General features: G+C 35.3%; 12 protein-coding genes and 1 pseudogene. 8 read left to right on the forward strand and 5 right to left on the reverse strand.

What is annotated here, in order from left to right; genetic code table 11:
* Together ACEWK1_RS26005 and ACEWK1_RS26010 are read right to left on the reverse strand one after the other, a co-directional pair.
* A partial coding sequence (locus tag ACEWK1_RS26005; RefSeq protein WP_416636790.1) for an alanine/glycine:cation symporter family protein occupies nucleotides 1-1,392 on the reverse strand: 1,392 nt, incomplete at its 3' end.
* A 218-nt stretch (nucleotides 1,393-1,610) separates the two neighbouring features.
* A complete protein-coding gene (locus ACEWK1_RS26010) occupies nucleotides 1,611-2,543 on the reverse strand; it encodes an alpha/beta hydrolase (protein ID WP_416636791.1) in 933 nt (310 codons plus the stop codon).
* A 439-nt stretch (nucleotides 2,544-2,982) separates the two neighbouring features.
* Here ACEWK1_RS26010 and ACEWK1_RS26015 point away from each other — a divergent pair, with 439 nt between their 5' ends.
* Entirely contained in the window at nucleotides 2,983-3,219 is a 237-nt protein-coding gene (locus ACEWK1_RS26015) for a YqkE family protein (RefSeq protein ID WP_121662671.1), read from the forward strand.
* Nucleotides 3,220-3,256: 37 nt separating this feature from the next.
* Here ACEWK1_RS26015 and ACEWK1_RS26020 read toward each other — a convergent pair whose 3' ends face one another.
* Together ACEWK1_RS26020 and mciZ are read right to left on the reverse strand one after the other, a co-directional pair.
* Nucleotides 3,257-4,165, reverse strand: coding sequence for an aldo/keto reductase (locus ACEWK1_RS26020; RefSeq protein WP_121662670.1), 909 nt, complete (start codon nucleotides 4,163-4,165; stop codon nucleotides 3,257-3,259).
* A gap of 161 nt (nucleotides 4,166-4,326) precedes the next feature.
* Nucleotides 4,327-4,437: pseudogene (mciZ, locus tag ACEWK1_RS26025) on the reverse strand (Z-ring formation inhibitor MciZ); the annotation flags it as partial.
* Between the two features lie 37 nt (nucleotides 4,438-4,474).
* Between mciZ and ACEWK1_RS26030 the strand changes: the two are divergent.
* The gene (locus ACEWK1_RS26030) at nucleotides 4,475-5,077 is read left to right on the forward strand and encodes an NUDIX hydrolase (RefSeq protein WP_373995105.1); all 603 of its coding nucleotides are present in this window, start codon (nucleotides 4,475-4,477) and stop codon (nucleotides 5,075-5,077) included.
* A gap of 27 nt (nucleotides 5,078-5,104) precedes the next feature.
* The gene (locus tag ACEWK1_RS26035; protein ID WP_121662668.1) at nucleotides 5,105-6,271 is read left to right on the forward strand and encodes a TIGR00375 family protein; all 1,167 of its coding nucleotides are present in this window, start codon (nucleotides 5,105-5,107) and stop codon (nucleotides 6,269-6,271) included.
* A gap of 18 nt (nucleotides 6,272-6,289) precedes the next feature.
* Here ACEWK1_RS26035 and ACEWK1_RS26040 read toward each other — a convergent pair whose 3' ends face one another.
* Entirely contained in the window at nucleotides 6,290-6,862 is a 573-nt protein-coding gene (locus ACEWK1_RS26040; protein ID WP_121662667.1) for a GNAT family N-acetyltransferase, read from the reverse strand.
* A 134-nt stretch (nucleotides 6,863-6,996) separates the two neighbouring features.
* Here ACEWK1_RS26040 and spoIIM point away from each other — a divergent pair, with 134 nt between their 5' ends.
* The 5 genes from spoIIM to deoB form a co-directional block, all read left to right on the forward strand.
* Complete coding sequence (spoIIM, locus tag ACEWK1_RS26045; RefSeq protein WP_121662666.1) at nucleotides 6,997-7,650, forward strand: stage II sporulation protein M; 654 nt, start codon at nucleotides 6,997-6,999, stop codon at nucleotides 7,648-7,650.
* Between the two features lie 117 nt (nucleotides 7,651-7,767).
* Nucleotides 7,768-8,241: a Fur family transcriptional regulator gene (locus ACEWK1_RS26050; protein WP_098797189.1), complete on the forward strand. Its 474-nt coding sequence runs from the start codon at nucleotides 7,768-7,770 to the stop codon at nucleotides 8,239-8,241.
* A gap of 212 nt (nucleotides 8,242-8,453) precedes the next feature.
* Nucleotides 8,454-8,681, forward strand: a complete 228-nt coding sequence (locus tag ACEWK1_RS26055; RefSeq protein WP_098797190.1) for a YqzK family protein — start codon at nucleotides 8,454-8,456, stop codon at nucleotides 8,679-8,681.
* 6 nt (nucleotides 8,682-8,687) lie between these two features.
* Nucleotides 8,688-9,581, forward strand: a complete 894-nt coding sequence (gene xerD / locus ACEWK1_RS26060) for a site-specific tyrosine recombinase XerD (protein WP_212138409.1) — start codon at nucleotides 8,688-8,690, stop codon at nucleotides 9,579-9,581.
* A 199-nt stretch (nucleotides 9,582-9,780) separates the two neighbouring features.
* Nucleotides 9,781-10,820 (forward strand): phosphopentomutase (gene deoB, locus ACEWK1_RS26065; protein ID WP_416636792.1); only part of this gene is annotated, 1,040 nt, incomplete at its 3' end.

The following is a 10,820-nucleotide window of genomic DNA, read 5'->3' on the forward strand; positions in this document are numbered from 1 at the left end:
TGGCTTTTCCCAAGCTTCAACATTTTTTAAACCTTTAATAGAGGTTTTATCAAAGACTGGATCTTTTCCATTTGCTTTTTGCTTTGTATAGTCGTTAAGTGCAGAAAATGCAATTTTGCCAAGTATTGAAATGGCGATTAAATTAATAATTGCCATTAGGCCCATAAACATATCGGCTAAACTCCACACGAAGTTTAAGGAAGCTAATGATCCAAAAGCAACCATAAATACAGCAGCAATACGATAAATAATAAGATAGATCTTTTTTTGATTTATAAATTCAATATTAGATTCTCCGTAATAGTAGTTCCCGACGATAGAGCTGAATGCGAACATAAGAACGATAAACGCAAGAAAAATTCCAGCCCATGATCCTATAGAAGTTTCTAGTGCTTGTTGTGTTAGGATAATACCATCTGATTCTTGAGAAGTATAAAGACCTGATAACAAGATGATAAATGCAGTTGAACTACAAATAATAATCGTATCAACAAACACCCCAAGTGCTTGAATTAAACCTTGTTTAACAGGGTGGCTGACATCCGCGGTAGCTGCAGCATTAGGTGAACTTCCCATCCCAGCTTCATTTGAAAACAAACCTCGTTTGATTCCATTCATCATTGCGGCACCTAAAGCACCACCTGCAGCCTCTTTAAGTCCAAAGGCACTTTCGAATATTAATATAAAAACACCTGGGATTTCTGTAATATTTGTTAGCATGATGAATAGAGCAATAAGAATATAGGCTCCTGCCATAATTGGTACAATAATTTCAGATACCTTGGCAATTCTTTTAATCCCACCAAAGATAATAATCGCTGTGATAATAGATAAAATAATAGCAATTAGTACCTTGCTAATACCGAATGATGAGTGAAAAGCACTTGTAATTGTATTTGCCTGAACAGAATTAAAAGCTAAGCCAAAAGTTAGCGTTATCAATACAGCAAAGGTCACACCCATCCAACGAGCGTTTAGTGCTTTTTCCATGTAATAGGCCGGACCACCGCGAAATGTGTCCCCGTCTTTTATTTTATAGATTTGTGCAAGTGTACTTTCAACAAAGGCAGATGCGGAGCCAATTAAGGCAATTAGCCACATCCAAAAAACAGCTCCTGGTCCTCCTGTTGTAATTGCGATGGCAACACCAGCAAGGTTACCAGTACCAACACGAGAGGCCGTACTAATACAAAATGCCTGAAAAGATGAAACCCCCTTTTTATTAGCAGCTGCACCTTCACCTAATAAGCGAACCATTTCGCCTATCATTCGAAATTGAACAAATTTTGTTCGAACAGTAAAATAAATTCCTGCCCCAATTAACATAATGATTAATACATACGACCATAACAATGTATTTGTTCCATTAATGATATTTTCAATTATTGTCATAAATCAATCTCCTTCTAAAGCTATTCTAACTAAATACTTTTATTATATTAGCATATTAGAAGTTCCTGATAAACTATTCTATTGAAAGAAGTGAAAAAAGCGTGTGGGATAAATAGTAGAGTGGGAAGAAAAAGGAGGATTAGTGGTATTTTAAGGCCTGATCACACCTACATGCCTAGTTGTGATTAGGCCAATATGTATATTCATGATTAGAATAACTAGTTAGTGCCTAGTTGAACATTAGAGATTACACCAATATCCTCAAGAAACTCATCTATTACTTCGGAATATTTCTCACGGTTTTCAGCGTATGACATTGCGTGAGAGCCTTTTTCAGCAATATAGAGCTTTCTATAGCCAGCTTTCTTATTGTATAGTTGCTTCGTCATATCAACAGGTATGTAGTCATCATCCTTACTATGAATAAAGAGGACAGGATTATGGATATTATTTATTATGCTAATTGGGGAAACATCTTTAAGTGAATACCGGTCACGAAGCTTAACAAATGGTTTAGCAATTGGCATAACCAAAAATCCAGGAATATTAAATTCGACCTTAAGGCGATAAAGAAGTTGAGCTTCTAGTTCAGAAAACGGACAATCGGCTATGTAAAAGTCAGCTCCATCCTCAACCATCCCACCATAAAGTAGAGTAGTAACTGCTCCCATAGATTCGCCATGTATACCTAAAATAAGTGATTCACAAACCTCATTTTTTAGCCAGTTAACAACAGTCTGAAGGTCAAATTTTTCATAGTAACCATAGCTTGTGGTTTTACCTCCACTTTCACCATGGCGTCGATGATCGTAAATTAATACATTCCAGCCCTTTTTGATAAATAAATTCATATATTTAACTGAATTTAGTCGATTAACTGTTACACCATGACAAATAATAATGTACCGATTAGTATGATGTGGTTCATAAAGAGCTCCCTTAATTTGATATCCGAATTGAGAAGTAATAGAGAAATCTCTTTTATCAAGAGAGTCAAAATCTTTTTGATTATAAAAACCATATTTTGTTTCTCTGTTAATGATGTCTTCATCTTTCTTCTTTTTGATGTACATCATCTTATTCGTAAAGAAAAAGCCAACAATTAAAACATACGAAAGGATGATTAGGATAGTCGTTAATATTTTTTTCATGAAAAGCCTCCTAAATGAACATACCTTTTATTTTACATGAAAAGAAGGTGTTCACCAATAATCCGTTATGAAATAAAAGAAGACAAGCGTTAAGCCTGTCTTCAGTAATTATTGCGGTGAGTTTTGTCTTTTTGTTGGATGAATAGCCTTTTCCATTTCTTCCGCTGCCATCTTATTATTGGTTGTGTCAGAATTTGGTTTGCCTTTTTGTCCACGTTGTTTTGCCATATTACATCTCTCCTTTCTTTCATTAAAATGTCTGATAGATCAGCAATTTATACAATTGCACTATTTAATCCCATTTCATATTCATTCGTTTAGGTTAGTAGATGTTTTATTTCTAATTATTGGCTAATTAAAACAAGAGGTACGAGTAGTTAAAACTGTGATAAATTTGCTATAATTTTTAATAGATTGAGGGTAAGAGGAGGCAACTTAGATGAAGAAATCAAACAAAAAGAAAAAGGATGATCAAGCTGTATCTTTATCAGATCATTTAAATAATGATCTTTTAGAACAATTGAAGGCCGTAAAAAAGGATTTAACAAAAGAGCATGAAGAAAAAGAGGCGGCTCTTGAGCGTAAACGGATTGAGGAGAGAAAGCAAAGAGAGAAAAATAAAAGTTTTGAAGAGCTTTTTAATGAAAGCTCACTATCATGGAAAGAGTTCAAATGAAAAAATTAAAAGCGGGGGTTAACTCCGCTTTTAAACTTTAACGATGTTGTGCGTATTTATCAAATTTTGTGAGTGTTTGTAGCTGTTCATAGGTTTGCTGTGACAGTCTTTCTGAGGATCCTGCCTCAGCATTTTCAATTAATTGCTTTAACTTGCTAGCTCCTGGTATAACAGTACCAACTACATCTTGGTGTAGGCAATATTGTATAGCTAGTTCAGTCATAGTATGGTTAGAGTCTACTTGTTCTAACATAGATAGTACACTTTTTAGCTCAGCCTCTGAATAAGTTAGGTAGCCTTTAGATGTTGATTTTTCTCCTAAAGGTTTTTTAGTAAGAAGTCCTTTTGCAAGCGGACCACGGGCAATGACACTTACATTATGCTCTTTTATGATAGAAAACCATTCTTCTGGACGACGATCCAATAAGCTGTATTGCATCATAATTGAAACTATGTTCGATTTGCTCAAATATTCCTTAATCACATTAGGGCGAATAGAGGAAATACCATAATATCGAATGACACCTTCTTGCTTTAATTCTTCAAAGGCTTCAATCGTCTCATCAATATGATCTTCAATTGTGCCTCCATGTAACTGATAAAGGTCAATATAATCTGTCTGTAGACGTTTTAAACTGTCTTTGACAGCGGTTTTTATATATGCCTTAGATGGATCCCATGTCCAGCCTGTTTTATCTTCTTTCCACTTGTTTCCGACTTTTGTTGCTAAGATTATCTCGTTACGTTGATGTTTAATCGCTTTACCAACAAGCTCCTCGTTTACACCTGCATCATATAAATCAGCTGTGTCTAAATAATTTATCCCCAAGTTAATTGCCCTATCAACAAGTGAAAGGGCATGTTTTTCCTCTGTACCTAGTGACATACAACCAAGGCCAACTTCACTCACAAATAAATCAGATTTACCGAGTTGTCTTTTTCGCAAACATAATCACTCCAGTATAATATCAAGTCATATCATTGAGATTAGTACAAAGCCTGGTGAAAATCAACTGAAAAAGACCCTGCTGTTCATTCTTAATTAAAATTGTTATTAGTAAAGGTGCCACGACGATTTCTTTTCTTTTTATTGTGCTTTTCGTTTTGAACCCATTCATTCACCGTTGAGTAAATGCTTGCATATTCTTTTAATTTTGCTCTGATTTCCCAAGCCTTACCTACAAGAGTGATTCCTTGATCATGTCGATAGATTTTCACCCGGCAATCCATTCCCTTCCAGTTAAGATATGATAGAATGTATGAGGATAAAAAAGCTTATAGAACAGGAGCTGAAGTAACGATGAAACTGAACGAAACAACATTATCATCTAAAGAGATTTATAAAGGCAGAATTATTGATTTATATGTAGAACAAGTTGAACTTCCAAACGGAAAGACAAGTTCAAGAGAAATTGTTAAGCATCCAGGGGCTGTAGCAGTTATAGCGATTACTCCGGAAAATAAAATTGTTATGGTAGAGCAATTTCGTAAGCCATTAGAACGTAATTTAGTGGAAATCCCAGCCGGAAAACTAGAAAAAGGGGAAGAACCTGAAACGACAGCACGAAGAGAACTTGAAGAAGAAACAGGGTACACTTGTACTCATTTAGAACCACTTATTTCTTTTTATACATCTCCTGGTTTTGCAGATGAACTTGTTCATTTATTTCTTGCGGAAAATCTTGAAAAGCTTTCAGAGGCAGCAGAATTAGATGAGGATGAATTTGTTGAGGTGATGGAGGTAACACTAGAGGAAGCTGAAGAAATGATTGCAAATAAACGAATTTACGATGCGAAAACAGCCTACGCTGTTCAGTATTTACGATTAAAGCATACTGTGAAAAATTCAAGTAAATAATTATAAAACTAAAGGATGTTAGCACCTATGAACAGTTATTTTGCTGACTTACATATTCATATAGGACAAACAAATTCAGGAAAGCCAGTGAAAATTACTGCTTCAAGGTCACTTACCTTGGAAAACATATTAATTGAAGCAAGTGAACATAAAGGGATTGATATTGTAGGAATCATTGATTGTCATGTACCAGAAATCATTTTAACTCTCGAAAAACTTCTTGAGGATGGGAGTTGTGTTGAGTTAGAAGGTGGTGGCATACGATTTCAGCAAACAACACTAATTCTTGGAAGTGAGCTAGAAATTTATGATGAAAGCTGTAAAGGGCCAATTCATGTTTTAGTCTATTTTCCAACACTTCAAAAAATGAAAGAATTCTCAATCTGGCTTTCTAAAAGAGTAACCAACAACACATTAAGTTCACAAAGGATATATGAAACCGGAAAAACATTACAAACAGTTGTAAAAGAGCTAGACGGATTATTTATACCTGCACATATCTTCACACCGCATAAGAGCTTATATGGTAGTGGCGTATCTCAATCATTAAAGGAAGTTTTTAACCCAGATCAGTTTGATGCAGTAGAGCTAGGGCTAAGCTCTGATACAAAAATGGCGGATCAAATAGCTGAGTTACATACTTATCCTTTTTTAACGAATTCGGACGCTCACTCATTACCGAAAATTGGTCGTGAATATCAAAAGTTATTGTTAAATGATCCAAACTTTTTAGAATTAAAGAACGCATTGCGAAATGAAAATGGTCGTAGTATTGTAGCGAATTATGGATTGAATCCATATTTAGGAAAGTACTATGAAACAACATGTGAGAAGTGCGGACAAAAGCCTGAAATTGGTGCAACAATATGTGAAAGCTGTGGAAGTGAGAGATTCACAAAAGGGGTTTCTAAACGTTTGAAAGAGTTATCTAACGGACTCAAAAATAACAATCCCCGCCCACCTTATATCCATCAAGTGCCGCTTCAATTTATTCCAGGGCTTGGACCTAAAACACTTGAAAAGCTGAAAGATTTGTTTGGAACAGAAATGAATATTTTACACGAAGTACCTAGGACAGAGCTTCAAAAAGTTGTTTCGGAAAAAATAGCAGAATATATTGTTGCTGCAAGAGAAGGTCGATTACAGGTCAATTCGGGTGGGGGAGGAACGTATGGGAAAATAACGGGAATATAGGGGGAATTCCCCCTTTCATCAGGTATGTTGTTCAAATGTTTTAGCAAAAATAAATGTATCTCTAACATTTTTGCCGTCAACTGACATATCAGCAGAACGAAAAGTTCCCTCCAAAGTAAATCCAAGTTTAGTAGGGATTTTTCGGCTACGTTCATTTCTGGTGTCACACCTAATCTCTATTCTTCTAGCCTTTAGTTCGCTAGTAGCAAAATTGATAAGCCCCTCAACTGCTTCCGTTATATACCCTTGACCACTGTATCTAGTATCAATCCAGTACCCAATCTCAAAGCTTCTAACCTTCCAATTCATTCGATGAAGTCCAGTGCTGCCAATAAATTGCCCTGATTGGCGGTCAAATATGAGAATTCTTAGATCCTCTCTTAAAATAAATTGTGCAACAGCTTCTCGAATATTTTGTTCTGTTTCTTCGAGAGTTGGTTCTTTTTGCGCAAAGGGCATCCATTTTTTTAATTCAGGAAGAGATGCAATAATTGCCTCGTTTACTGCTTTTCCATCACCAGCTTTTGGAGCTCGAAGTAGTAAACGTTTTGTTGTGAATTCGGTAGGGAAATCTAGTAAAATAGGGTTCATTCTTGACACATCCTTTATATGGAATATTTTTTAGTAGTATATCCTAGTAAACTATAAAAGAAAACCATTTTTAAGTCATAGAAACTGGTTCCTCTCATATACTCTAGTAAGTGAAAAACGGGAGGAATTTTTACATGCAAAGACAACTGCCGATTAGTGCAACGATTAAACAGCATCTTAAAGAGCATTCTTCAATATATTTGTTTGTTTTTGTTTTATTTTTAATGGGAGTTATTTTTGGTGCCATTATTGTAAACAGTATGAACTTGAGTCAAAAAGAGGACCTTTATTATTATTTAAATCGATTTTTTGGACAAGTAGCAGAAGGAAAAGTGGCGAGTTCAGCAGACATGTTTCAACAAAGCTTTTTTCACAATCTAAAATATTTAGGATTAATGTGGATACTTGGAATTTCCATTATCGGTCTGCCGGTTATATTAGTTATGCTCTTTATTAAAGGGATGGTTGTAGGATTTACGGTAGGATTTTTAGTGAATCAGCTAGGATTAAAGGGGTTCTTGCTGTCATTTGTTACAGTGTTGCCACAAAATATTTTATTAATCCCTGCTTTTATTATCATGTGTTCTGTGGCCATATCGTTTACATTAAAAATGATCAAACAGCTATTTATGAAGAAAACAAACTCAATGGAAGCTCCGTTTTCTTTATTTATGAGATATGTATCTGTCTTTTTGTTTATAAGCATTCTAGCAGTCGTTGCATCAAGCTTTGAAGCGTATGCTTCTCCGTTTTTAATGAAAAATGTAGTGGAATTTGTTAGTAAATAATAATTATTATTATATAATAGACATTATTTTTATTACATTAAAATCATTTTAGTTGGACACTTTCCTTGCCAATGATATATAATGGTTTTGGGAACGCGGCGAGGGAGGAAAAGTGTTATGGAAAACCGCATTGATCGGATTAAAAAGCAGTTACATACTGCTAGCTATAAACTTACGCCACAACGTGAGGCAACAGTTCGGGTGTTGCTTGAGAATGAAGAAGATCATTTAAGTGCAGAGGATGTATATCTTTTAGTAAAAGAAAAAGCCCCCGAAATTGGACTAGCAACTGTATATCGAACATTGGAATTGTTAACTGAATTAAAAGTTGTTGATAAAATAAATTTTGGAGACGGTGTTTCCAGGTATGATCTTCGCAAAGAAGGAGCGGCGCATTTTCATCATCATCTAGTTTGTATTGAATGTGGGTCGGTTGCAGAAATTGAGGAAGATCTTTTAGAAGATGTTGAAGAAATTGTTGAGCGTGACTGGAAGTTTAAAATTAAAGATCATCGTCTAACTTTTCATGGCATTTGTGTAAAATGTCAAGAAAAAGAAGAAAATGAGGCAAAAGAAGAAAATCAAGAATAACCAACTAGTCTAACTTATTATAGTTAGGCTTTTTATTTTTAGTTATGTTATCATCTATAAAATCCCCAGCCCTCCTCAGTAAAATTGAGTTGCAGATCTAAAATGAAATAGTATGTATAAAGTTTGTCCTTTTTGGCATATCTTCTAATAATCACACAAAATAAATAGCAACGAAATTGAACGTGTGAAAAATATACTTATTGGAGGTTCCCATGATTCGCTGGATGAAAACGGTTGGGGATATGATAAAGGTATTTATCCTGTTTACTGGATTTACGATTTTATTCTATTATGCTATTATTTGGGTGAACTTAGAGTATCAAGAAATGCATCGCTATGATCAACCAGAAGGAGCAGCTTTAAAGGTAACAAACATGGTAAATAATGAAGAAGAAAGCTGGTATAATAGGCTAATGTTCTTTATTGATAATGGGGAGTAGAGATATTTGAAGGATCAAATTAAAGATTTTATCCACTACTTAATTGTAGAAAGAGGTTTATCAAACAATACAATTGTTTCATATGAACGAGACTTAAATAGCTATCAAAAGCACTTATCAGAGAAACAACATATTACTTCCTTTAATCAAGTAACCCGCCTTCATATTATTGAGTTTTTAAAAGAATTAAAGGAAACAGGAAAGTCAAGTAAAACAATTGCCAGACACACTGCATCTATTAGAAATTTCCACCAATTTTTGCTTAGAGAAAAGCAAGCAGACCAAGATCCATCGGTAATGATAGAATCTCCTCAGTTAGAGCGAAATCTTCCGAAGATTCTTTCACTAAAAGAGGTTGAAAAGCTACTTGATACCCCAAAATTAACAAATCCATTTGGCTATCGAGACAAAGCGATGCTTGAACTCTTATATGCAACAGGAATTCGGGTAAGTGAAATGATAAACTTAAATCTAGCTGATGTGCATCTGACAATGGGCTTTATTAGGTGCTACGGAAAGGGAAATAAAGAGCGAATTGTACCGATCGGCAGGACAGCGACGGAAGCTCTGATTGAATATATTGAAAAAGGTCGATCAAAATTAATAAGCGCTAAGCAACCAACTGACGCATTTTTTATTAATCACCATGGCAAAAGAATTTCTAGACAAGGCTTTTGGAAAAACTTAAAGAAAATTGCGCTTGAAGCCAATATTCAAAATGAATTAACTCCTCATACTTTACGACATTCGTTCGCAACACATCTTCTTGAAAATGGAGCAGATTTAAGAGCTGTCCAAGAAATGCTGGGACACGCTGATATATCAACAACGCAAATTTATACACATGTGACCAAAACAAGGCTAAAGGATGTTTATAAACAATTTCATCCACGTGCATAAAAAGCACCATCCATAAAAGGAGGTGCTTTTATTTTTGTTTTTTCTCGGGTTAGATTAGTAGAGTAGTTGTCAATACAGTTTGTTAAAGCTTATAATGGAAGAGAAGGTTCGGTTGTCAGACTTCTGACAAGTTGTTCCCGAGAATGGAATGTCATGATAAATGGAAAAGTAAAATAAGGTAATGTAAAGGAGGATATCAATGTCAAATTATACATATAAACGAGTATTTTTAATTGTCTTAGATTCGGTAGGGATCGGAGAAGCACCTGATGCAAAAGAATTTAATGACGTTGGTGCTGATACACTGGGACATATAGCAGAACATATGGGTGGCCTAACTATGCCTAATATGGCAAAACTGGGCTTAAGCAACATTCGAGAAATAAAGGGTATTCCAGTGCAAAATCAACCACTAGCTTACTACACAAAAATGCAGGAAGCCTCAAATGGTAAAGATACGATGACTGGACATTGGGAAATTATGGGTCTAAAAATAGAACAACCATTCCAAGTGTTTCCGGATGGATTTCCAGATGATTTGATTCAAGAACTAGAAGAGAAAACAGGGCGTAAGATAATCGGAAACAAACCTGCCTCTGGAACTGAAATTCTAGATGAACTTGGAGAAGAACATATGAAAACGGGTTCATTAATCGTCTACACATCTGCTGATTCTGTATTACAGATTGCAGCACATGAAGAAGTTGTCCCGCTAGAGGAATTGTACAATATATGTGAGATGGCTCGTCAAATGACCATGAATGACAAATATATGGTTGGTCGTATCATCGCACGTCCTTTCCTTGGTAAGCCTGGTGAATTTACTCGAACAGCGAATCGTCATGATTATGCACTGAAGCCTTTTGAGCGGACAGTTATGAATGAGCTTAAGGACAGTGGATATGATGTATTATCCATAGGGAAAATCGCTGATATTTATGATGGGGAAGGAATAACACAATCTCTTCGAACAAAGTCAAATATGGATGGTATGGATAAATTGAAAGACACGCTAAATATGGATTTTACAGGATTGAGCTTTTTAAACCTTGTAGATTTTGATGCTCTTTTCGGTCATAGACGGGATCCTGCAGGTTATGGTCAAGCACTTGAAGAATACGATAATAGACTTACAGAAGTACTAGAAAAATTAACTGATGATGATTTGTTGATTCTAACTGCAGACCATGGGAATGATCCTATTCACCACGGAACCGATCATACAAGGGAGTATGTTCC

Origin of the sequence: Metabacillus sp. YM-086, assembly GCF_048059995.1 — a bacterium.
Lineage (GTDB): Bacteria > Bacillota > Bacilli > Bacillales > Bacillaceae > Metabacillus > Metabacillus litoralis_B.

Excerpts from the sequence above, each read along its gene's own strand:
- ACEWK1_RS26050 (WP_098797189.1), top strand. The coding sequence starts at position 7,768 with ATGGAAAACCGCATTGATCGGATTAAAAAGCAGTTACATACTGCTAGC.
- ACEWK1_RS26035 (WP_121662668.1), top strand. The coding sequence starts at position 5,105 with ATGAACAGTTATTTTGCTGACTTACATATTCATATAGGACAAACAAAT.
- ACEWK1_RS26055 (WP_098797190.1), top strand. The coding sequence starts at position 8,454 with ATGATTCGCTGGATGAAAACGGTTGGGGATATGATAAAGGTATTTATC.
- ACEWK1_RS26015 (WP_121662671.1), top strand. The coding sequence starts at position 2,983 with ATGAAGAAATCAAACAAAAAGAAAAAGGATGATCAAGCTGTATCTTTA.
- ACEWK1_RS26030 (WP_373995105.1), top strand. The coding sequence starts at position 4,475 with ATGTATGAGGATAAAAAAGCTTATAGAACAGGAGCTGAAGTAACGATG.
- ACEWK1_RS26040 (WP_121662667.1), bottom strand. The coding sequence starts at position 6,862 with ATGAACCCTATTTTACTAGATTTCCCTACCGAATTCACAACAAAACGT.
- ACEWK1_RS26010 (WP_416636791.1), bottom strand. The coding sequence starts at position 2,543 with ATGAAAAAAATATTAACGACTATCCTAATCATCCTTTCGTATGTTTTA.
- spoIIM (WP_121662666.1), top strand. The coding sequence starts at position 6,997 with ATGCAAAGACAACTGCCGATTAGTGCAACGATTAAACAGCATCTTAAA.